This is a genomic window from Rhizobium atlanticum, assembly GCF_030182485.1.
In the GTDB taxonomy this organism is placed as follows: Bacteria; Pseudomonadota; Alphaproteobacteria; order Rhizobiales; family Rhizobiaceae; genus Rhizobium.
Genome location: NZ_JAQJCJ010000011.1, coordinates 42,259 through 64,953, shown reverse-complemented (window position 1 = coordinate 64,953; position 22,695 = coordinate 42,259). Strand labels below are relative to the sequence as shown.

Sequence of the window (22,695 nt, the reverse complement as noted above, 5' to 3'; positions counted from 1 at the left end):
TATGCTCCTCAATAATCGGGTAGGGAAAAGACCAGCCTATGCGTGCCTGGGGGAAGAACCGCCTCCTCGATGACAGGCTCGCCATTGAGTGACGCATTGTGGTGCCGCCGGCCGGGCCGGAAGCGGCCGACGCAACCCTCCGGGAGCGTCAGCACATAGGTGACCTCGCTGCCGGTGCAGTGCCAGCCGGCCTCGATGCGCCCCTGGCTGATATCGTGATAGGTCGAAACCGGCGAAAGCGACGGGATCGGCTTCGGGTCGACGATCACTTCGGCAAAGCCGGGTGCGGCTGGGCTCGGCGAAATGCCGGCGACACATTCGAACAGCCATTGGCAGACCGCGCCATAGGCATAGTGGTTATAGCTGTTCATGTCGGGTTCGTAGATGGTGCCGTCGGGCGCCATCGAATCCCAGCGCTCCCAGATCGTCGTCGCCCCCTTTGAAACCTGGTAGAGCCAGCCCGGCACATCCTCCTGCAGGAAGACTTTTTCGGCGAGGTCGTCCATGCCGAGTTTCGTCAGCGCCGGCAAAAGGGCCGGCGTGCCGATGAAGCCGGTGCCGATCTTGTAGTCGGCATCGACGACCACCTGCCTGAAATGTCGCCGGGCGGCCTCATGATGCTCACCCGGTATCAGGTCATACAGGAAGGCCAGCGCATAGGATGTCTGATCGTTATGGGCGAGCCGCCCGGCCGGCGTGATGAACTCGTTGGCAAAAGCCAGCCGGATCTTGTCGGCGCGGCCCTTCATCTGCTCTTCGAGCGCATGCTCGCCGAGAACGCCAGCGACCTTTGCTAGAAGATCCGTCGAAATGAAGTGGTAGAGGGTCGCCGCACAATCGTCGGCAATGGTCGGGCGCGGCTTTCTGTTATCGCCGACCGGCTGCAGCCAGTCGCCGAAGGTGAAGCCGCGGGCGCCCCAATGCGAGGGCGGATGGACGATCGGGCCGTCCGAGATGGACCAGACGAAATCGACCCAGCGCACCATGGAATCCAGGCATTCCGAAAGAACGGACCGGTCGCCGTAATGGGTGTAGAGGACCCAGGGGATCACGACAATCGCGTCGCCCCAGCCGGTCGAGCCGGCATAGCCCGGGAAATTGCCGGGGTGCAGACGCGTCGGGTCGGGCGAGAAATGCGAAACGGCGCCGTCCTCGCGCTGGTCGGCCATCACATCGCGCAGATATTTCTTGAGGAAGGACTGGCTGTCGCTCAGCCAACAGGCCGTCGCGGCAAAGACTTGGGCATCACCCGTCCAGCCGAGCCGTTCGTCGCGTTGCGGGCAATCTGTGGGCACTTCGATGAAATTGGCGCGCTGCGACCAGATGGTATTTTCAACCAGGCGATTGACGAGAGGATTGCCCGAGGTGAAGCCGCCCGCCGGTTCCGGCACCGAGGAGATTGGGATCGAGGCGATTTCAACAATCTCCGCATCGCCTTTGATCGTCACCCTGGCATAACGGAAGCCGTGAAAGGTGAAATGCGGCGCGTAGGTCTCGTCACCACCTCCGCTGAGCGTATAGAGGGTATGCGCGGCGGCGGCGCGATAATTGCGATTGTCGAAATGGCGTTCCGGCCCAAGGACTTCCGAGTGCTCGACCCGTACTTCGGTGCCGCTGACGCCACGGACCGTGTATCTGACGTAGCCGCCGACATTCTGGCCGAAATCATAGATCGTCCTGCCTTCATGATCGGTCCAGCTTTCGATGGGGGCGAGCGGCTGCAGCTCCCGCACCGCTGTCGTCTCATGCGCGACGAGCAGCCCCGTGTCGAACGGCAATCGCTCGGTCCCGTGGGTTTCGGCGACCTTTTCCAGGCGTGCATCGTAAATCTCACCGAAATAGATCCCCGACTTCTGGATCGGCAGAAGGCCGCTTTGCCAGGTCGTATCGGTAGAAAGAATGGTGCCGCTGGGGCCGACCAGATCCGCAATGGCCCCGATCCTGTCGCCCCAGCAGTTGGGAATAGCCTGGGCGCCCCACATGATGGGCGAGCGGTACCATCCATCGGCGAGCCAGATTTCTATCCGGTTAATGCCTGACTTCAGAAATCTCGAGATGTCGTATCGCTGATAGGCAATGCGGGCGTCGTAATTCGTCCAGCCGGGCGTCAGCAGATCGTTGCCGACGCGGGTGCCGTTGATGAAGCAGCGATAGAGGCCGAGTGCCGAGATGAAGAGTTCGATCGGAAGGTCGGTGCCGTCATGATCGAAGGTCTTCGAGACGAAGCTTGCGGCCGTTCCCTGGCCGCGGTCCGACAGTGGTGCGATCATCTCTCCGGACCAGGCGCGATAAACGAGATTGCCGTCGATGGCTGCCGGCTGAAAGTTCATCAAGTCCTCCCGCAGAGCTGTAGAACGTTCTCCATATAACGTTCTACATTTTTTTCGGAAGTGCAATAGAAATTTCGTCACCAGTCTGCCATGGTGTTTCTAAGGGCGATTGTGACCGCCCGCAGCGCAAGTCCAGAGATTTCATGTCGATCGAAGAGAAAAAAAGACTGCAACGAAATGATCGCGTGACGATCCGGACGGTGGCAACGCATGCAGGCGTATCGGTCGCCGCGGTCTCGAAGGTGATGCGCAACGCTTACGGCGTCAGCGAAGCGCTGCGGGCAAGAGTGACCGACGCTATTGAAGCGCTTGGATATCGGCCCTCACGGGCGGCGCGCGGGTTGCGCGGCCGGAGTTTCACCATCGGCGTGCTTTTGATCGACATCCGCAACCCCTTCCTGCCGGAGGTGATTGCCGGCGTAAACGGCGTGCTGGCGCCTTCGCATTACCAGGCGATGATCGGCGTCAGTGATGCGCGCGTACAGCTGGAGACGTCGTTGATCGAGTCGATGATCGACTACAAGATGGACGGCCTGATCCTGGTTGCGCCGCGCCTGCCTTCGGACATCATCGCAAAATTCGCGGCTCAGATACCGATCGTCGCCGTCGGTTATCACGATGCCGGCGCCACGGCCTTCGATACGGTCAATGCCGATGACCAGCGTGGAGCCGAGATTGCGGTGGAAGCGCTGCTTGCCTGCGGCTATCGCGACATCGAAATGCTGAGCCTCGGCGAGCGTGAGGGGCACCAGGTCTCTGTCGTGCGCCAGCGCGAGATCGGCTTCCGCCGGGCGATGCAGCGTGCCGGACTGGGATCGTCTGCGCCGATCACCAAAATTCCGATCGCCCCGCCAAAGCGGGAGGAAACGATGCGAAAGTTCCTGTCGAGAAAGAACAAGCCGCGCGCCGTTTTCTGCTGGAGCGATCTCGACGCCATCACTCTTCTGAGCCTGGCGATGGAGATGGGTGTGCGTGTGCCCGAGGACCTTGCCGTCATCGGATATGACAATTCGTCGACCGCAGCGCTCGGCCTCGTCAATCTCGCAAGCATCGATCAATCGGGCAGGGAACTCGGTCAGGTCGCCACCCGGACGTTGATTTCGAGAATAGAGGGCCGCACCGGCGCGGAGCATATTTTCCAGATGCCGTCGCTGGTCAGCCGCAACAGCCTGACCCGATCCGGCAATGCCACGGATACTTAGAGCGCCAGAAATGGAAAGGCCGGCAGCTCATCTGCGCTGCCGGCCTCGTAATCTCAGGCGGCCTTGCCGAACTTCGAAGGACGCGTGGCGGCGGCCTTCTTGACCATGGCGGTAACCTCCGCCCGGCGGGCGCCGGATAGCGGCAGGCGCGGCATGCGTACGCGTTCCGAGCCGCGGCCCATGATCTGCTCGGCGAGCTTGATCGACTGCACGAGGTCATGCTCGGCATCGAGATGCAGAAGCGGCATGAACCAGCGGTAGATCCTGCGGGCTTCTTCCCAATCGCCGCGTTCGGCGGCGGCAACGAGCTGCACGGATTCCTCCGGGAAGGCGCTGGTCAGCCCCGAGACCCAGCCCTTGGCGCCGAGCATCAGTCCTTCGAGCGCGACGTCGTCGAGGCCGGCGAAGATATCGAAACGGTCGCCGAATTCGTTGATGAGATCGGTGAAGCGGCGCGGATCCGGCGCGCTTTCCTTGACCGCCTTGATATTGGGCACATCGGCAAGCACCTTCAGCACATCGGCGCCGATGTTGACGCGGTAGGCCGGCGGATTGTTGTAGAGCATGATCGGCAGCGAGGTCGCTTCGGCGACGGTGCGGAAATGCGCGATCAGCTCTTCGGGCTTCGGCACATAAACCATGGCCGGCAGCAGCATCAGCCCGTCGGCGCCGAGTTTTTCGGCGTCGCGGGCATAGGCCACGGCACGGCGCGTATCGAATTCGGAGACGCCCGTCACGACGGGGACGCGGCCGTTGACGACCTCGACGGCGGCTTTGAGGATCGTACGCTTCTCATCGGGATCGAGCGAGTTGTTCTCACCACATGTGCCCATGACGATCAGCCCATTGACGCCGTCGTTGACGAGCGCGTCCTGAACACGCTGGGTTGCGGAAAGATCCACGGAAAGATCTTCGTTGAACTGCGTCGTTACGGCGGGAAATACGCCCTTCCATCCTGTTGTCATCGATCGAAACTCCGTTAAAGTCGATTTGTTATATACAAACTGTCGACAAGACACAATCGCCATGATTTGTAAATTCGTGGGGCGTTGCCGAAATCGGCCAAAACGCATTACAAGGCTCTCATCAAGGGGAGGGACGCATGCAGAACGACGTGGAAAATGTGCGGGTGCGCGGTTCCGGCACGCAGAGCATCTATGCCGCGCTGCGCCGGGAGATCCTGTCGATGGCGCTGGAACCCTGCAGCCCGCTCGATGAGGTGCGGCTGTCGGAACGTTTCGGAATGTCGAGGACACCTATTCGCGAAGCGCTGTTGCGCCTTGCCGCCGACGGGCTGGTCACGACGCTGCCGAACCGGAACACGATCGTTGCGCCGATCGATTTCGCCAACCTGCCCACCTATTTCGAAGCGCTGACGCTGATGTACCGGGTGACGACGCGCGGGGCCGCCGGGCGGCGGAACGACGTGATCATGGAAACCATCCGCCGGCACCAGAAGGACTTCGCCGGCGCGGTTGCTAAGCGCGACGCCTATGCGATGATCGAGGCCAACCGTGAATTCCACGTGGCGATCGCCGAGCTTGCCGGCAATACCTATTACACGGCCTTTTTCGCAAAACTGCTCGACGAAGGCCGGCGCATACTTCGCCTTTATTATTCGACCTTCGACGACCGGCTGCCCCGACAATATGTCGATGAACACGAGGAAATCATCGCTGCCATCGAGGCCGGCGACGCCGAGCGCGCCGATCGGCTGGCAATCGCCCACGCCGGCCAGATCGTCCGCCAGATCCAGGACTATCTCGCCCGCGACCTTGATCGGCCGGTGGCGATCGGCCTGTCCTAAAGCACCGGTCGCGGCGCGGACAACAGAAACGGCAAGAACAGGAAAACGACATGTGGTGGCACCACCCCGTACCCCGCATCACTGAAGACGAACGGCAAGTTCGCCTCACCAGGCTTCGAGAAGCGATCGACGCAGAAGGACTGGCCGGCGTGCTTCTCGGGCCGACCGAAAGCTTGCGCTACTTCACGGGGCTCGTCTGGCATGCGAGCGAAAGGTTCCTCGGCGCGCTCGTCACGCCGACGGCCGTTTCCTATATCGTTCCCGGCTTCGAGCGCAGCCGCGTCGAAACCCTGCCGCATCTGCCGGGGGAAATTCTGGTCTGGGAAGAGGAGGAGAGCAGTGCTGCCCTCATCTCCCGGCTTGTCGGCCGAGGCGGCAGGCTCGCGCTCGACGATGGTTTGCCGTTCTTCTTTTATCACGCCCTGGCAGCGGCGATGGGCGCCGACAGGCTCGCTGATGGCGGCCGGCTGATCCGCGGCCTGCGCCGCATCAAATCCGCCGCGGAGATTGCGCTGATTCAATATGCGATGAACCTGACGCTCAATGTGCACAGGCAGGTGCATTCGCTGTTGAAGCCGGGCATCACCTCATCCGAGGTGGTCGATTTCATCGATCGGCAGCATCGCCAGGCCGGCGCCGACGACGGCTCGACATTCGCAATCGTCTCCTTCGGGCTAGCGACCTCGCTGCCGCATGGCGCCGACGGCGATCAGACCCTCGGCGACGACGACGTCATTCTCGTTGACACCGGCTGCCGGATCGACGGTTATCATTCCGATATCACCAGAACCTATATGCTCGGCGGCGGCAACAGCGACTTCGAGCGCGCCTGGTGGATCGAGCGCGAGGCGCAGCAGGCCGTCTTCGACGCTGCCCGGATCGGCGCTGCCTGCTCGAGCCTCGACGATGCGGCCCGCAAGGCGCTCGCCAAGCATTCGCTCGGCCCCGACTATCGCCTGCCGGGGCTGCCGCATCGCGCCGGTCATGGCCTCGGGCTCGAGATCCACGAGGAGCCTTATATCGTTCGCGGCAACGACACCCCGCTTGCGGCCGGCATGTGTTTTTCCAACGAACCGATGATCGTCTTTCCGGAGAAATTCGGGATCCGACTGGAAGACCATATCTACATGACAGCCGAGGGACCGCGCTGGTTCACCGCGCCGGCGAGGGGACCGACCGAACCGTTCTCCGCAGACGGCGCCACGCCTTAGCCGCTCCGGTTAGGTCCTTGAGTAGCAACGGAACAACGAGCCTACATAAGGCCACTTCGGCGAGGCTGCTTCTTCGGCCCGACGCGGTGTGAGTGACTAAGTTCAAGTTTCAATTCGCATTGTGGAAATGAGCTCCTCGCGCTTGGCTAAAGCTTGAATGGCCCGCTCCCCAAGTTCGCGGGCCACAAGATTAAGCAAGCCTTCGCAGAACACGATATAGGCGCCCATGCTGTTGCTGAAAAAGCTGCTCGCATGGGGCACGAAAAATGCGTGCCGCGAGGGGCCGACGAGAGGGGAGGCGCGCGTGTCCGTCACCGCTATGACGATGAGGCCGAGCTTCGCCGCGATTTCGGCCACATTTGCGACGCTGCGTGTGTATGGCGCGCAGCTCGCAACGACGACGACATCGCCTTTCTCCAGTTGGGCCAAGGCCTCGGCGACGCCAAGACGAGGCGCATCCAGCAGCGAGACATCGCTGCGCAGCATCCCCAGTCCATAGGTCAGAAAGCTTGCGAAGGCATGGAATTGGCGGACGCCATGGATCCTGACGCGGCGGGCGTTTGCAAGCAAACCGGCGGCTTCAAGCAGCGAATTCGGCTCGATCTGAGCCAGAAAGCCGTCGATGTTGTTCTTGGTCTCCAGGCCAAGTCGGTCAAAGATATGCAATTCCTCCTCGCTGTCTTCCTTCGTGGAAAGCAGACGACCCGCCTGGCGGCTGTAAAAGTACCTGTCGTCAGAGGAAAACGCCTGGCGGAAAACACTCTGGAAATCGCTGAATCCGGCAAAACCGAGCTTTTGCGAAAGCCGTGTCAATGTCGAAGCATTCACCCCGAGAGCGTCGGCCAATTCGGATATGGTGCGAACCGCGGTTTGCTCTGGCGTGTCCACCAGCTTCGCCAGCACATCGAGCGCCTTGTTGCCGAGCGAGATATTGGCATTCTCACGATTGATCCTCACGGTGAGGTTCCGAAGCTCCTCAATTGTCGCCGGCTTCGCAAATCCGGCAGCCTCATCCGTCACAGTCATGCCCCGCCTCGATGTCACATTGTCGCGATCTTTAGGCCCATATTCTCAAAACGAGCCACCGATCCCGCTCCATCATAAACGGCCCAATCGATGCTGTCCTTGCCGATCTTGAACACGGCGGTCGCCAGCGTGTTCTCGTTGTCGGGATCGTCGGGCTGGGAGCGATAGATCGGAAGCGCGTGACGTTTTCGATCCCAAAGGATGGACAGTGGGTCCAATGATTCATCGCTTGCGTTGAGCATATCCTGTCCGCGATCCTGACGTGAGTTCGACGACCCTGTTATGATTTGCGGCTCGGATGCCATCTCCGCATGCACAAGATGGTTCGCGTGGATGGATGGGCTGGTGATGTCCGCGATCGAACAATTCCTGTGGGTGAATTCGACACTGGCCAGTCGGGATTGCCCTGCCTGCGCCAGCGTCAGGTGAAACGCACCGGAGCGGGGCGCACCGGAAAGCAAAGTCAGCGCAGCATCGATCGTCGGGCAGTCGAGGATGGCGCGGGTCAGCACCATGCGCGGCAACCCGTCTCCGCCAAGTTTTGAGCGGATGTTGTTCACGGTCAGCACGAGGCCGCTGCCATTGATCGCGAATGTATGTCCGGGTATGGAGCCCGGATAGACGAATGCCGTGAACGGCTGGCCTTGTTCCGGGACGATGGTTGCCAGTGCGCATCCCGGTCGCAAGCCTGGATCACCGTCCTCATTATGGGCGACGACCGGGAACCGGCCTGGCATCTGAACGGTGGTGCAGCCATCCGGCGCCATTGCCCAGAGGTCGCCTCTACAGTTCCACGCAAGGACGTCGTCGAAGGGCAGCCCCAGTCCGTCCGCCAGGCCGGAGAGCTCCTGCCAATAGTGCGGATAGTGCTGTTCGACCAGCGATCTTGCCATCCGTACCCGGTCGTCGTGCTTGAATGCCATCACCGTTGCCCAGGCATAGGTCTTGACGAGATGAGCGTGAACGAGGGCAGCGCCCTGGCGCCCGAGACCTTGACCGATATCGTAGTGGCTACCCCTCAGGGTCAGGCTGGCAAGGCGATGGGCGGTATCAGTGGACATGCTGCAGGAACTCGCGGAGACGTGGGTTTTCGGGGTTGTCGAGAAGAAGGGCCGGATCGCCGTCGACGGCGATGTCGCCGTTTTCCATGAAGATCAGCCTTGTTCCGACCTGGCGGGCAAAACCGATTTCGTGTGTCACCACGATCATCGTCATGCCCTCTTCGGCCAGCGATTGCATGACGCGCAGCACCTCATGGCGCAGTTCCGGATCGAGCGCCGAGGTCGGCTCGTCGAACAGCATCAACTTCGGTTTCACCGCCAGGGCACGCGCAATGGCGACACGTTGCTGCTGGCCGCCTGATAACTCCGATGGATAATGATGGCCGCGATCGGCAAGTCCGACCTTCGCAAGCAGGGCCGATGCCTGCTCGGTTGCCTCTGCCTTGCCGAGTTTGCGAACCCTGCGCGGACCGAACGCAACATTCTCAAGCGCGGTCATCTGCGGGAACAGATTGAACTGCTGAAACACCATCCCGGCCTCCTGCCGGATCAGCCGGACTTTCGAACGGCTTTCCCGGACGCTTATTCCATCGACGATCAGATCCCCGCCGCTGATCTCCTCAAGCGCGTTTATACAGCGCAGCAGGGTGGATTTCCCCGATCCTGACGGGCCGATCAGCACGACGACTTCGCCCTTGCCAATCTCGAGGTCGACATCTTTCAAGACTGAAACCGGCCCAAAATTCTTGGTGACCTTTTTAAATTCGACGAGGCTCATAGGATCCGCATCCTCTTCTCGGTTACGCGCAGGAGGAGGGTCAGCGCTCCGGTCATAATCAGATAGAACACGGCAACGGCCGACCAGATCTCGACGGCGCGAAAGTTCGCCGCCATGATTTCCTGGCCTTGGCGGGTCAGTTCGCCGACGCCGATAACGATGAACAGGGATGTGTCCTTCAAACTGACGATGAACTGATTTCCGAGCGCCGGGATCATGCGCCGGAAGGCCAGTGGCCCGACAACGTAGAACAGCACCTTCCAGAGGGGCAGACCCAGCGCGAGGCCTGCTTCCCTCAACCCTTTGTGAATGGACAGGAACGATCCCCGGACGATTTCGGCGATGTAGGCGCTCGCGTTGACGATGATCGAAGTGATCGCCGCCGTCATCGGATTGATCCTGATATCGGCGATCAGCGGTAGTGCGAAGTAGATGAACATCACCTGCACGACGATCGGCGTGCCACGGATGAGTTCGATATATATCAATGCGATGCCGTTCACGACGATATTGCCATAGGCGCGCATCAGGCCGGCAACAAGGCCGATAACGAGGCCGCCGACAAGCCCGGCGAGCGCGATCATGACCGTGAGTTGTGCGCCCTTGAACAGTTCCGGCAGTGCTTGCCAAACGACAGACCAGTCGAATTCCATGCGAAGCATCTCCAAGCGGGAAAGGAGCGCCGGCAGGGCCGGCGCTGGTAAACTCGTTTGGAGATCAGCTCTTCGGTGGTTCGGTGCCGAACCACTTCTTGTAAATGGCGCTGTAGGTGCCGTTGGCCTTCAACTTGGCCAGCGAGACGTTGACCTTGGCGACAAGCTCGCTTCCCTTGGGAAAGGCCATGCCGTACTGCTGTGCCATCATCTGGGCACCGACGGTCTTCACTTTACCCTGACCGTTGGTCTTGATGTAATAGAGCACGTTCGGCGTGTCGTGCATCGCGGCGTCGGCGCGACCGGTCGCGACTTCCAGATAGGCATTGTCGCTATTGGGGAATAGGCGAAGCTCCGTATCCTTGAAGTTTTCCTTGGCGTAGTCGGTTGCTGATGTTCCCGTCTTGACGGCGAGCGTCTTGCCCTTGAGATCCTCCGGCCCCTTGATGGTGCTGTCCGTCGGAACCATCAATAGGAAGCCGCTGTCATAATAGCCGTCCGAGAAATCGATGACCTTCTTGCGCTCGTCCTTGATTGTGATGCCGGCGAGGCCGACATCGACCTGCTTGGTTTGAAGGGCGGGGATGATGCCGTTAAAGTCCATCGGCTGCAACGTATAAGTGACGCCAACGTCCTTGGCGACCGCATCCCAGAGGTCGATATCGAAGCCGACATACTTGTCGCCTTCCTTGAATTCGAACGGCACGAATGCCGTATCGGTGGCCACGATCAGATCGGCGGCCTGTGCCGGAAGCGAGAGTGCGATTGTCGCCGTGACGGCGGCTCCAAGCAGGTATGCAAATCTCAGTTTCATGTGAGTTCCCCTTTTTGGGCAAAAAGCATCGGCCTTTGCCTTTGGTCAACGATTGCAAATATAGAATGCTTTTATTGTGTTGTCGCATTCAAAATTTGCGCGATACGCTGACAGGGTATGTATGAGTAGCCCAGCAGCGAGATGCCGTTCGCAGTTAAGGAAAACCGCAAATTAAGGGTCTGCAGGACGTCGATCGCGCGGATATCAAGCGATTTCAATTAGTTAGCGGAATGCGAAAATACTGATGCGAAATCGCCGCTTGCTGGCTGCGCCTGGAAAATATCCAACTCGATCAAATATGATCCACTTAGATCATAAAATTTAATCAGGAAACAAATAGATCACAAATTGTTACACAGCTCGCTTGAAGGGCGCTAACCTTCGAGCCCGATCGTGATTGTCGCGGTATCCTTGCTCTTTTGAAGCGTCGGGGCCAACATCTGAGGCGCCGGCTGCTGGGATCGTGCAGGTCAGCAGAAGGCATGAGGCCGCGAGGCCCTGAAGATGTTCATCATGGCTGTTTTAGTCTCTCTGAATGACCTGGGCGCGCGCTTTTTAGCGCGTCACCTCACCGGATGGACGCATCGACGGCATCGCCAAGACGTTCGACGATGGTATCGATATCCTGCCGGTTCACGATGAAAGGCGGCGCCATCAGGACGTGATCGCCCGTCTTCCCGTCGATCGTTCCACCCATCGGATAGACCATCAGCCCGCGAGCCATGGCTTCCTTCTTGATGCGCGCATTGAGTTTCAGCGCCGGGTCGAAGGGGGCCTTCGTCGCCCGGTCGCTGACGAGCTCGATACCCTGGAACAGGCCACGCCCCCGGATGTCACCAACATGATGGTGGTTGCCAAACCGTTCGTTTAGCCTCGTTTCAAGATGGCTGCCCATTTCGATGACGTTGGCGAGCAAGCCATCGCGCTTCAGAATCTCCTGCACGGCAAGGCCGGCGGCCGCCGCCATCGGATGGCCCATATAGGTGTGTCCATGCTGAAAGAAGCCGGAGCCGCCGGCGAAGGCCTCGAAGATCGCGCCGGATAAAAGCACCGCGCCGACCGGCTGATATCCGCCGCCAAGCCCCTTGGCGATCGTCATCAGGTCCGGCGCAATGCCATCCTGCTCGCAGGCGTGCAATGTGCCGGTGCGACCCATCCCGCACATCACCTCGTCAAGGATCAGCAGAACGCCATATTTGTCGCAGATCGCCCGGATGCGCTTGAAATAGTCGGGGACCGGCGGAACGGCGCCGATCGTGGCGCCGACGACCGTTTCGGCGACGAACGCGATAACCTGGTCGCCGCCCAGCTCCAGAATCTTGTCTTCCAGCTGTTGTGCGGCGCGGGCTGCGTATGTTTCGTCGCTCTCCCCTTCTCTCTGGAAGCGATAGGCGTAGCAGGGGTCGATATGATGCGTCTCGATCAGCAGCGGTTTAAATTGTGACCGGCGCCATTCGTTGCCGCCGGTGGCAAGCGCGCCCAGCGTGTTGCCGTGATAGCTCTGACGGCGTGCGATGACGTGACGTCGCTGTGTCTCGCCTTTTTCCACGAAATATTGCCGTGCCATCTTCAGCGCTGCTTCGACGGCTTCCGAACCACCACTGACGAGATAGACGTGATCGAGCCCGGCGGGCGCATCAGCAACAAGCCGATCCGCAAGTTTCTCCGCCACTTCGGTGGTGAAGAAGCCGGTATGCGCATAGGCCATTTTGTCCAGCTGCTCATGCAGCGCCTTGATCACATCGGGATGTCCGTGCCCGAGGCAGGATACGGCAGCGCCTCCGGACGCGTCGATATAGGCTTTTCCATCGGCGTCGAAGAGTTCGATACCCTTGCCGGCGACGGCGACGGGGAGCTGCGCGTGAATAGCCCGGTGGAGAAGGTGCGTCATGGCGATCTCTTCATGTTTCTTGGCTTTAGGTGGATGTTGAATGCGGCCAGCTGCTCGTCGAAACGGCGGAGCGCCTGGACGGCCTCTTCTCCCCCTTGGCCCGCGAGCAGCGCGCCCAAAACCTCGGCGACGGCGAAGGCTGGTGACATGGTATGAAAGAAAGATGGACCCTCAGTCGAGACCAGGATGGTCGCCGTTGCGAATTGTGCGAGCGGCGCGACTTCGCTGTCGGTGATGGCGACGACCTTGATGCCGCGGCTTTGGGCGTATTCGGCAATTTCGATTGTTGCCCGGGTGTAAGGCAGAACGCTTGCGACGAGCAAAACGTCTTCCGCCGTTGCCGTGCCGATCGCATCCGCGCCTGTCCCGGCGATGCCATCGAGCATGGTCGATTTTTCGCCGATCAGCGTCAGGATGTAATAAAGATGCCAAGCGATAGAGTGGCTGGCGCGCAGCCCCAGGCAGTAGACGCGGCGAGCCTTTGCCAATGTCGACGCGGCATTGACGATCCGATCGAGGGATCGCGGCTCGGCAAGCCGGGCGATCTGCCCGCCGATCGAATTCAGCATTTCCGCCGCAAGAGCGTGGTCGCCCTTCAGCTTCTGGCTCAAGGCCTGGGCTCCGGCCTTGCCCGCAAAACCACCATCCGCACCGCGCATCGCCTCGGCATAGAGATCCCGGACATTGTCATAGCCAGCCAGGCCAAGATATTTCGCAAAGCGCGTCATGGTTGCCGGCTGTACGCCAGCCTGGCGCGCTTGTTCCCGCATGGACAGCAGGGCGACATCGCTTGGATGGTCGAGCACGTAACGTGCGGCCGCTTGTAGCTGGGCCGACATGCCGTCGAACGCCTTGATGATCGCTCCTGCCAAAGGTCCCTGGTTCATGGTCGTTACCTACATGGGTTCGATTTAAATTGCAACGTATGTTTCAGTATGTGATATAATGATCTATATGGATCGCCCTTAGGCAAGTTGACGAAGATGAATGCAGAAACTGCTTTGAAATCGATTGCAATAGCCGTCGCGCCCAACGGAGGGCGCCGTACGAAGATTGATCATCCAGCCATACCCCTGACGCCGGCCGAGTTGGCACAAACGGCGGCGGAATGCCTTGAGGCTGGCGCCGCCATGATACACGTGCATGTCCGCAAGCCCGATGGCTCGCATCTGCTTGACGCCGACGCCTATCACGCCGTCATCGCCGCCATAGAGGCTGAGGTGGGCGATCGGATGATTGTTCAGATCACCAGCGAAGCGCTTGGAGTGTATCGACCGCAGGAGCAGATAGCGATTGTCAAGACCGTCAAACCGGAAGCAGCGTCTCTGGCCCTGCGCGAACTTGTTCCTGATGAAACATATGAATCAGAGTTTGCGAACCTTTTGTCATGGATGAAAAAGGAACGGGTCCTGCCCCAGATTATTCTTTACGACCGGGCAGAGGCTCTCCGTCTTGCCGACATGATGCGACGCGGACTTGTTCCATGGAATGACATACCGACTTTATTCGTGCTCGGCCGCTATGCGGTCAATCAGTTGTCTCAGCCGCGAGATCTGCTGCCGTTTCTTGGGGCCGAGATGCCACGCTTTGCCCATTGGAGCGTCTGTGCCTTCGGACGTCATGAGGCGGCTTGTGTGGCCGCAGGCGCTCTCCTCGGTGGACACGTTCGGGTGGGTTTCGAGAATAATCTTTGGCAACCGGGTGGTATGTTGGCGGAGGCAAACGCGAAGCTGGTTGAACCAGTCAAAAAATCGCTCCACACGATGGGAGTAACTATTCAGAGCGGTTCCGACCTGCGATTGTCGTTGAATCAGCTTTGCGGTCAGGCCTAAACGTCGGTCGGTCCCTTCCTAATGTCGGGTTTACCGGCCTCGACGCCATTACCATTCCTGGCACTCTGCGCGACAGCCTCAATCTGCTCGCGATCGTGCTGGAGCAGGAGACCGACCCTCAGCCGACCGAGATCATGACCGACACGGCCAGATAAACCGACATATTTCTATGTCGGGCACGCTTGACCCCTTGCCCGACTACCGGGTGACGGTTGACGGCAACGAACAGTTCGGCACAGACGAGCAGCTTGGCGCCTTGCCTGATTTCGAAGCGATTGAGCGACTCTCTTGACATCCGTGGACGTTCAGCCGGGAGCCTGTATCTTGCTGGCCTCGGACACTTCAAGCTATGTCAATTGTGGAGGCAGATCGGCATGTCGTTGAAAACCGTCAAGACACCGGGGGAGCTGCGATCGGCCCGCTGGTTCGCATCCGAGGACCTGCGCGGCTTCGGCCATCGCTCGCGCCTGATGCAGATGGGCTACGATGCCGGCGACTGGGCCGGCAAGCCGCTGATCGGCATCCTCTCCACCTGGTCGGACCTCAATCCCTGCCACGCCCATTTCAAGCATCGCGTCGAAGACGTGAAGCGCGGCGTGCTGCAGGCCGGCGGCTTTCCGGTGGAGATGCCGGCGCTGGCGCTGTCGGAAAACTTCATGAAGCCCACGACCATGCTCTACCGCAACCTCCTGGCGATGGAGACCGAAGAGCAGATCCGCGCCCACCCCGTCGATGGCGTGGTGCTGATGGGAGGGTGCGACAAGACCACGCCGGGCCTCATTATGGGCGCGCTCAGCGCCGGCGTGCCGATGATCTACCTGCCGGCCGGGCCGATGCTGCGGGGCAATTATGCGGGCCAGCAGCTCGGTTCCGGTTCGGACGCCTGGAAATACTGGGATGAGCGGCGCGCGGGAACGATATCGGACAAAGAATGGGCGGGCATCGAAGCCGGCATTGCGCGCTCCTACGGCCATTGCATGACGATGGGCACCGCCTCGACGATGACGGCGATGGCCGATGCGATGGGACTGACGCTGACAGGGGTCTCTTCGATTCCCGCAGCCGATGCCAATCATATCCGCATGTCGGCCCAGACTGGCCGGCGGATCGTCGAGATGGTCTGGGAAGATCTGACGCCGGACCGGATCGTCACCCCGGCGGCCATTCGCAATGCCGCGACGGTCGCCATGGCGACCGGCTGTTCCACCAACGCGGTCATCCATCTCCTCGCCATGGCGCACAGGGGAGGGATCGAGCTGACGCTTGACGATCTCGACGCGCTGGGCCGCGTCACTCCGGTCATCGCCAATGTCCGTCCGTCCGGAAAGACATATCTGATGGAGGATTTCTACTATGCCGGCGGTCTTCTGGCGCTGATGTCGCAGGTCCGCGAGCGGCTCGATCTCGACGCATTGACGGTCTCGGGCGAAACGCTGGGCGCAGCGCTGGCCGATGCCAAGATTTATAATGACGACGTGATCCGGCCGCCTTCCAATCCGATCTATCCGGAGGGCTCACTTGCCGTGCTCAAGGGCAATCTGGCGCCCGATGGTGCGGTGATCAAGCCAGTGGCCTGCGACCCGCGCTTCCATGTCCATCAAGGCCCGGCTCTGGTCTTCGACAGTTACCCCGACATGAAGGCGGCGGTCGAGGACGAAACGCTTGATGTGACGCCTGATCATGTGATGGTGCTGCGCAATGCCGGACCGCTCGGCGGTCCCGGCATGCCGGAATGGGGCATGCTGCCGATGCCCAAGGCGCTGCTGAAGCAAGGACATCGCGACATGCTGCGGCTGTCGGATGCGCGCATGAGCGGCACCAGCTATGGCGCCTGCGTGCTGCACGTGGCGCCCGAAGCCCATGTCGGTGGCCCGCTCGCTCTGCTGCGCAACGGCGACATCGTCAGGATCGATATTCCGAACCGCCGGCTGGATATGCTGGTCGACGAGGAGGAGCTGATCCGGCGCCGCGCCGCCTGGACGAAGCCGGCCGATCGTTTCGGCCGCGGCTACGGCTGGATGTACGCCTCCCATGTCAGCCAGGCCGACAAGGGTTGCGATTTCGATTATCTGCTGCCCGAATTCGGCGCTGCAGCCGGAGAACCGGACATCTTCTAGGAGGACACGCAGGAATGACGACACTTTCGGACACCACGCGCGACAAACTCATGCGGGTCAGCGTCGCCACCATCAGCACGGCGCTTTTCAAGCGCGGCCTGCGCAACCAGACGATCCAGGATGTTCAGCCGGTCGCCCGTAAAGGCCGCAACATGGTCGGGCCGGCCTATACGCTGCGCTACATTCCGGCGCGCGAAGACCTGAACAAGCTCGAGGTTTTCCGCAATCCCGAACACCCGCAGCGCGCCTGCGTCGAAAGCTGCCCGCCGGGCGCCGTGCTGGTGATGGACAGCCGCAAGAATCCGCGCGCCGCCTCCGCCGGCTCAATCCTCGTCACGCGGCTGATGGTGCGCGGCGTGGCAGGTGTCGTCACCGATGGCGGATTCCGCGACAGTCCCGAAATAGCCGGGCTGTCGATCCCTGCTTATCACAATCGGCCCTCGGCGCCGACGAACCTGACGCTGCACCAGGCGCTCGACATCAACGTGCCGATTGGTTGCGGCGACGTGGCGGTCTGGCCGGGCGATATCATGGTCGGCGACGATGAAGCGGTGATCGTCATTCCCGCGGAACTGGCCGACGAGATTGCCGAGGAGGCTGTGGAAATGACCGCCTATGAGGATTTCGTAACCGAGCGCGTGCTGGCTGGCCAGTCGATCATCGGTCTCTATCCGGCAACGCAGCCGCGCCATCTCGAGGAATTCGCCGCCTGGCGCGCCAGGAGCGGCCGGTGACGCGCAGCATCCGTCACTTTTTAGTTTGGCGCGCTGGCTGCGGTTTCACCCGGCGGCAAGATCCGGAACAAAAAGGTTGAAACCTTCTCCCCCGGCTTGAAGGGTCCTGGAACCTGATTAGCTACCGGTTTTAGGCTTTGAAGGTACGCTGCAATTGATGTCACGTCCTCGTCGGTGAGCTGCGCGAATGCTTGCCATGGCATGATCGGCGCCAGGACGCGACCATCAGGCCGCTGCCCGGTCTGAAGAGCAGTCACAATCTGTTCCCTGGTCCAGCTGCCGATGCCGGTCTCCTTGTCAGGCGTGATGTTGCGGCCGATAAAAACGCCTTGGCCCGGGATCTCAAAACCGACGTCCGATCCACCGAGAAATCGCGAGGTGTCCGGCTTTCCAAAGAGATATCCCGGTGTGTGGCAGTCGTTGCACCCGCCGACCGTGACGAGATATTCGCCGCGCGCAATCTGCGGATCATCGGCCGCTGCTGCCATGCTCAACGGTAGCTCCATCACACAAGCAGCTAAAAATCCAAGCCGAACGCTCAATCGAAACATTTTACCCTCCGTGCTACAGCCGCTCGCAGCCGTAAAGGACTGAATATCACGATGAAGTTGTTCGATATATTAGCCACTTCGAATTAATGGAATTGCACGGGCGCGGGCCGCCAGGCCAGCAGTGAAAAAGGGCCACGACGAAGCAGGCCTCCATGTATTTTCGCGAGCACGGGGCGGCGCGGCAGCTGCTATTCAATCCGCGACAGCCGGAATGTTGTCGCTTCGCTCGGGGCGGTCGGCCACCAGCGGCACCTTGCCCGATTTCGAAGCGATGGAGCCGTTGTCGAACGCATGGCAGGACGCGCAGGCGGCATGATGCCGCCTGCGGGGGAACACGTCCCGCGGTCTTGTTCCGGGGGAGGGAACTCGACCGAAGAGCTTGCCATCAAGATTCACCGAGCCTCGCCCGCAGCGGGCGTGGGACTATCCGGCTGATCGCTCGGCGGAAGGCGATCATCGTCGACCTCCCCCTCGCCGCGATTGCTCGGGCTGGAAGGTGATTGCCGCGTGATCGTTTGAAGCTTCCGGTGCGCTCTCGGAGGTTTCCGGTTCGGCTCGACGGAAAAGACGCTTGAGCGCCTCGTCCAGGTCATCCACGAAGGTGAAGATGACGGGGATGACGACGAGGCTGAGCAGCGTCGACATCATCACGCCTCCGATTACCACGATCGCCATCGGCTGCCGGAAGCTCGAATCGCCGCCGGTCAGGCTGAGAGCGACCGGAAGCATGCCGCAAGCCATGGCGATGGTGGTCATGACGATCGGCCGGGCGCGCTTATGGCAAGCGTCGACGAGGGCATCGAACCTGGACATGCCCTGGCGGCGCGACATGATCGCGTATTCGATGAGGAGGATGGAGTTCTTCGTCACCACGCCCATCAGCATGAGCAGCCCGATGACGGCGGCCAGCGAGAAGCTGGTCCCGGTCACCACCAGCGGCACCAGCGCGCCGCCGAGCGAGAGCGGCAGGGCCATCAGCAGGGTGAGCGGCTGCAGGAAATCGTGGAAGAGCAGGACGAGGACCGCGTAGATGCAGAACACGCCGATTGCCATTGCCAGCGCGAAGCTCTGGAACAGTTCCGAGCTGCGCTGAAGTTCGCCCTGCTCGACAAGTGTGACGCCTGAGGGCAGATGCTGGAGCGCCGGCAGCGCCTGTGCCTCGCGGTTGACGTCGCCGAGGATGCGGCCGTTGAGTTCGACCGATACGGTGACATTGCGCATCCGGTCGATGCGATCGATTTCCGAGGGGCTGCCGCCGATGCGGATATCCGCGATCGATCCGAGATCGACATTCCCGTTCGTGCCCGCCACCCGCATGTTCTTGATATCGTCAAGGCTGGTGCGCGACTCCGGGCTGAAGCGGACGACGATCGGAATCTGGCGCTGCGGCAGGTTGAGCTTTGGCAGATTGGCGGAATATTCGCCATTCGTCGCCACGCGCGCCGCCTCGGCGATGGCGCTCGACGTCACCCCGAGCGCAGCCGCGCGCGCAAAATCGGGCGTGATCTGGATCTCGGGCGCCTGCCTTGCCGCGGTCGATGTCACCGCTCCGATGCCGTTCAGCGTGCGGAGCTGCTCCTCGAGTGCCGTGCTTGCGCTGTCGAGGGCGCTGGCATCGTCACTGGCAAGGGTGATCTCGAGCTTGGTCCCGTTGGCGCCATTGCCGACGGCGATCCGCACGCCGGGAAGGACCGACAGAGCCTGCCGGATGTCGTTTTCGATTTCCGACTGCTTGCGGTCACGCTCGCCGATCGGCGACAGCACGGCGACGATCGTGGCGGATCCGACGCTGCTCGTGGTGGAGGCGTTGACAGCGCCGCCGGAGGATGCGGAACCGACCGAGGAAAAGACATGCGTGACATCCTTGAGCTTGCCGACGAGATCGGCGGCCTTCCTGGTCGCGGCATCCGTTTGTTCGATCGTGGCGCCCGGCTGCATGGTCAGGGTGATCTGGGTGCGCGCGTCGTCCGAAGCCGGCAGGAAGCCGGATTTCAGCAGCGGAATGGTGGAGAGAGAAAGCGCGACGACAATGGCGGTTACGGCCACGGTGGTCTTCCGGCGGTTCATGGCAGCTTTCACGATTGCCAGATAGGCGCGCATGATGTGCCCATCCTTTTCCTGCGTTGGAGGGGCGGCCTTCATGAAATAGGCTGCCATCATCGGCGTCAGCAGGCGGGCGACCACGAGCGAGGCAAGGACGGCGACGGCGGCCGTGACCCCGAACTGCCGGAACAGAAGTCCCGGAATACCGCTCATGAAGGCCGTCGGCAGAAAGACCGCGACCAGCGTGAAGGTGGTTGCGATGACGGCAAGCCCGATCTCGTTGGCGGCTTCGAGGGCGGCATCGATCGGCCGCTTGCCCATCTGCAGGTGGCGGGCAATGTTCTCGATCTCGACGATGGCGTCGTCGACGAGAATACCGACCACCAGCGACAGCGCCAGCAGCGTAATGACATTCAGGCTGAAGTCGGCAAAATACATGATGAGGAAGGTGGGAATCACGGACAAGGGCAGAGCCACGGCCGATAGGATCGTCGCGCGCCAGTCGCGAAGGAAAAGCCAGACGACGATGATTGCCAGAATCGCCCCTTCGTAGAGCATATGCATCGAACCATCGTAGTTGTCGATGATCGGCCCGATTGTGCTGTAGGCTTCATCGATCTCCACGTTGGAATGTTTGGCGGCAAACTGTTTCATCGCCTTGTCGACATCTCCGGCGACGCCGCTGTCGGAAAAACCGTTCGAGCGCTTGATCTCGACGGCGATTACCGGTTTGCCGTCGAGATAGGCCATCGAGGACCGCTCCGCGAAACTGTCGCTGACGGATGCGACGTCGTCGAGACGAACCTGCTGGCCGTTGGCCAGGGGAATTCTAAGCCCCTTCAAATCATCGACCGAGGCTACGGCCCCGAGCGTGCGAAGGGTCTGCCGGGTACCGCCGATTTCGCCAAGGCCGCCTGAGGTATCGGCCTGCACGGCCTTCAGCTGCGACGACACGGTCGCCGCGGTGACCCCGAGCGACGCCATTGTCGCGGGATCGAGATCCACGTGAACTTCGCGGTCGATCCCGCCGACGCGGTTGACCTGCCCGACCCCGGGCACCGACAGCAGCGCCTTGGTCAGATCATTGTCGATAAACCAGGAAAGCTCGGATTCGTTGAGTGCAGTCGAGCGGACGGCATAGGTGACCAATGCCGAGCCCTGCACCGTAACCTTGGTGACGACAGGCGTCTCCATTTGCGCCGGAAGGTCGCCCTTGACGCTATCGACGGCGTTGCGAACTTCGTTCAGCGCCGCTTCGCTGTCTTTCTCCAGCTTGAAGGAAACCTTGATCGAGACGGTGCCGTCGGTAATGGTCGTGGTGATATGGTCGAGATAGCTCAAGGCCGCGAGACTATCTTCGATGGTGCGGGCGACCTCCGTTTCGAGCTGTGTCGGCGCCGCGCCGTCGAGCGTCGCCGTGACGCTGATCGTCGGAAGATCCATATCGGGGAAGTTCTGAACCGCCAGTTTCTTGAAGGCGAGCAGCCCGCCGGCGGTCAGCATCACAAACAGCAATATCGCCGGGACGGGGTTGCGGATCGACCATGACGAAAAGTTCATCAGTTTTTCTCCGCGATCTTCACGAGATCATTGTCCGAGAGGAACGCGCCGCCTGAGGTCACCACCTTCGATGTGCGATCTATGCCGGAGACGATTTCCACCTCGCCATTGTTGCGACGGCCGGTTTCCACCCGGATCCTTTGCACCCGCTGATCCTCGCTTGCTGTGAAGACGTAACTGATCCCGTCCCGGAACACGATTGCGGTCTCGGGCACGGTCAGCGCCGGCGATGTCTCGAGCTCGATGTCGCCCGTGACATAAAGGCCCGTGCGCGCATGGGCGTCGACCGGCAACGTGACATAGACAATTGCCCGGCTGGTATCGGTGCTGACCGACGGCCCGACAAGTCTTACCTTGCCCTCGATGGCGTGGCCCTCAAGCCCGTTGACCTTGACGCTCAGGCCTTGCGAAATGCGCGGCAGGTAACGCGAGGAAACCTCCGCCTGCCATTCGATCCGCTGCTGGCGGACCATGCGGAACAATTCGGTGCCGGCGGAGACGACAGCGCCGAGATCGGCGGAACGCGAGGTGATGAGACCGTCATCGACGGCGGTAATGGTCGTCTGCGCAAGCTTGATCTTTTCGCTGTCGAGTGCGGCCTCTTCTGAGGCAAGACTTGCCGTCGCCGTCTGCTCGTCGGCGAGATACTCGACGATCTTCTCGTCGGAGAGCGCCCCCGAAGGCTGCAGCTGCCGCGCCCGGTCGGCATTGGCTTTGGCCTTCGCAAGGCTTGCCTTGGCGGTCGCGACGGCGGCCTCCTGCTTGCGAAGATCGGCAAGCACGCTCTCCTGGGAAAGCCGCACGAGCGTCTGGCCCTTCGTCACCACGGAACCGACATCGACCAGAACATCGGTGATGCGCAGGCCGCTCGTCTCGGACGCGATCACCGCTTCCTGCCACGGCTTCAGCCACCCGCTCGCGGGAACGGTCTCGGGCCAGCCCCGCTGAGCCGGCGCCGTCAAAGAGACGGTGAGGGCGGTTGCCGCGGCCTGCTCGGCCATGGCGTTGCGGAGGGGAGAGAACAGCGCCATCGCAACGACGGCGGCCGCGAATAGTCTGGACGGTTTTCTCAACGACGCACTCCTTGTGGTCAAGGCATCGGTGCCTTTCCCGATCGGCGCAATCGACTGAAGGATTGCCGCTCA

19 protein-coding genes are annotated in these 22,695 nt (G+C 61.1%); 7 read left to right on the top strand and 12 right to left on the bottom strand.

The window, feature by feature from the left end; genetic code table 11:
* Positions 1–8 precede the first annotated feature (8 nt).
* The gene (locus tag PH551_RS17140) at positions 9–2,330 is read right to left on the bottom strand and encodes an alpha-L-rhamnosidase (protein ID WP_285193904.1); all 2,322 of its coding nucleotides are present in this window, start codon (positions 2,328–2,330) and stop codon (positions 9–11) included.
* 143 nt (positions 2,331–2,473) lie between these two features.
* Between PH551_RS17140 and PH551_RS17135 the strand changes: the two genes are divergently transcribed.
* Positions 2,474–3,532 carry a LacI family DNA-binding transcriptional regulator gene (locus tag PH551_RS17135; RefSeq protein WP_085780838.1) on the top strand — a complete coding sequence of 353 codons (1,059 nt, stop codon included), beginning with the start codon at positions 2,474–2,476 and terminating at the stop codon, positions 3,530–3,532.
* 53 nt (positions 3,533–3,585) lie between these two features.
* On the opposite strand, the gene PH551_RS17130 is transcribed toward PH551_RS17135, so the two are convergent.
* On the bottom strand, positions 3,586–4,497 hold the full coding sequence (locus PH551_RS17130) for a dihydrodipicolinate synthase family protein (RefSeq protein WP_085780839.1): 912 nt from the start codon (positions 4,495–4,497) through the stop codon (positions 3,586–3,588).
* A 137-nt stretch (positions 4,498–4,634) separates the two neighbouring features.
* On the opposite strand from PH551_RS17130, the gene PH551_RS17125 reads away from it, so the two are divergent.
* A complete protein-coding gene (locus PH551_RS17125) occupies positions 4,635–5,339 on the top strand; it encodes a GntR family transcriptional regulator (protein WP_285193903.1) in 705 nt (234 codons plus the stop codon).
* Positions 5,340–5,389: 50 nt separating this feature from the next.
* Positions 5,390–6,550, top strand: a complete 1,161-nt coding sequence (locus tag PH551_RS17120; RefSeq protein WP_085780841.1) for a M24 family metallopeptidase — start codon at positions 5,390–5,392, stop codon at positions 6,548–6,550.
* 102 nt (positions 6,551–6,652) lie between these two features.
* Here the strand turns inward: PH551_RS17120 and PH551_RS17115 are convergent, their stop codons facing one another.
* From PH551_RS17115 to PH551_RS17085, 7 genes are all read right to left on the bottom strand, one after another.
* Complete coding sequence (locus PH551_RS17115) at positions 6,653–7,576, bottom strand: MurR/RpiR family transcriptional regulator (RefSeq protein ID WP_085780842.1); 924 nt, start codon at positions 7,574–7,576, stop codon at positions 6,653–6,655.
* A gap of 14 nt (positions 7,577–7,590) precedes the next feature.
* On the bottom strand, positions 7,591–8,637 hold the full coding sequence (locus PH551_RS17110) for a C45 family autoproteolytic acyltransferase/hydrolase (protein ID WP_085780843.1): 1,047 nt from the start codon (positions 8,635–8,637) through the stop codon (positions 7,591–7,593).
* Positions 8,627–9,355: a glutamine ABC transporter ATP-binding protein GlnQ gene (gene glnQ / locus PH551_RS17105; protein ID WP_085780844.1), complete on the bottom strand. Its 729-nt coding sequence runs from the start codon at positions 9,353–9,355 to the stop codon at positions 8,627–8,629. Before glnQ ends, PH551_RS17110 begins: the two co-directional genes overlap by 11 nt.
* Positions 9,352–10,008, bottom strand: coding sequence for a glutamine ABC transporter permease GlnP (gene glnP, locus PH551_RS17100; protein ID WP_285193901.1), 657 nt, complete (start codon positions 10,006–10,008; stop codon positions 9,352–9,354). The genes glnQ and glnP overlap by 4 nt, the downstream gene beginning before the upstream one ends.
* Before the next feature lie 64 nt (positions 10,009–10,072).
* Positions 10,073–10,822, bottom strand: a complete 750-nt coding sequence (gene glnH / locus PH551_RS17095; protein WP_285193900.1) for a glutamine ABC transporter substrate-binding protein GlnH — start codon at positions 10,820–10,822, stop codon at positions 10,073–10,075.
* Positions 10,823–11,390: 568 nt separating this feature from the next.
* On the bottom strand, positions 11,391–12,713 hold the full coding sequence (locus tag PH551_RS17090; RefSeq protein WP_285193899.1) for an aspartate aminotransferase family protein: 1,323 nt from the start codon (positions 12,711–12,713) through the stop codon (positions 11,391–11,393).
* Complete coding sequence (locus PH551_RS17085; protein WP_285193898.1) at positions 12,710–13,600, bottom strand: MurR/RpiR family transcriptional regulator; 891 nt, start codon at positions 13,598–13,600, stop codon at positions 12,710–12,712. The genes PH551_RS17090 and PH551_RS17085 overlap by 4 nt, the downstream gene beginning before the upstream one ends.
* 96 nt (positions 13,601–13,696) lie before the next feature.
* Here PH551_RS17085 and PH551_RS17080 point away from each other — a divergent pair, with 96 nt between their 5' ends.
* The 4 genes from PH551_RS17080 to PH551_RS17060 all read left to right on the top strand — a co-directional run bounded on the left by PH551_RS17080 (position 13,697) and on the right by PH551_RS17060 (position 17,396).
* On the top strand, positions 13,697–14,545 hold the full coding sequence (locus PH551_RS17080; RefSeq protein ID WP_285193897.1) for a beta-keto acid cleavage family enzyme: 849 nt from the start codon (positions 13,697–13,699) through the stop codon (positions 14,543–14,545).
* A gap of 169 nt (positions 14,546–14,714) precedes the next feature.
* On the top strand, positions 14,715–14,837 hold the full coding sequence (locus PH551_RS17070; protein ID WP_285194041.1) for a hypothetical protein: 123 nt from the start codon (positions 14,715–14,717) through the stop codon (positions 14,835–14,837).
* Between the two features lie 82 nt (positions 14,838–14,919).
* Positions 14,920–16,662, top strand: coding sequence for an L-arabinonate dehydratase (gene araD / locus PH551_RS17065; RefSeq protein ID WP_285193896.1), 1,743 nt, complete (start codon positions 14,920–14,922; stop codon positions 16,660–16,662).
* Positions 16,663–16,676: 14 nt separating this feature from the next.
* Positions 16,677–17,396, top strand: a complete 720-nt coding sequence (locus tag PH551_RS17060; protein ID WP_285193895.1) for a ribonuclease activity regulator RraA — start codon at positions 16,677–16,679, stop codon at positions 17,394–17,396.
* A gap of 20 nt (positions 17,397–17,416) precedes the next feature.
* Here PH551_RS17060 and PH551_RS17055 read toward each other — a convergent pair whose 3' ends face one another.
* The 3 genes from PH551_RS17055 to PH551_RS17045 form a co-directional block, all read right to left on the bottom strand.
* Positions 17,417–17,902, bottom strand: a complete 486-nt coding sequence (locus PH551_RS17055; RefSeq protein ID WP_285194035.1) for a c-type cytochrome — start codon at positions 17,900–17,902, stop codon at positions 17,417–17,419.
* A 498-nt stretch (positions 17,903–18,400) separates the two neighbouring features.
* Positions 18,401–21,550 carry an efflux RND transporter permease subunit gene (locus PH551_RS17050; protein ID WP_285193894.1) on the bottom strand — a complete coding sequence of 1,050 codons (3,150 nt, stop codon included), beginning with the start codon at positions 21,548–21,550 and terminating at the stop codon, positions 18,401–18,403.
* The gene (locus PH551_RS17045) at positions 21,550–22,623 is read right to left on the bottom strand and encodes an efflux RND transporter periplasmic adaptor subunit (protein ID WP_285193893.1); all 1,074 of its coding nucleotides are present in this window, start codon (positions 22,621–22,623) and stop codon (positions 21,550–21,552) included. Before PH551_RS17045 ends, PH551_RS17050 begins: the two co-directional genes overlap by 1 nt.
* Between the last annotated feature and the right edge of the window lie 72 nt (positions 22,624–22,695).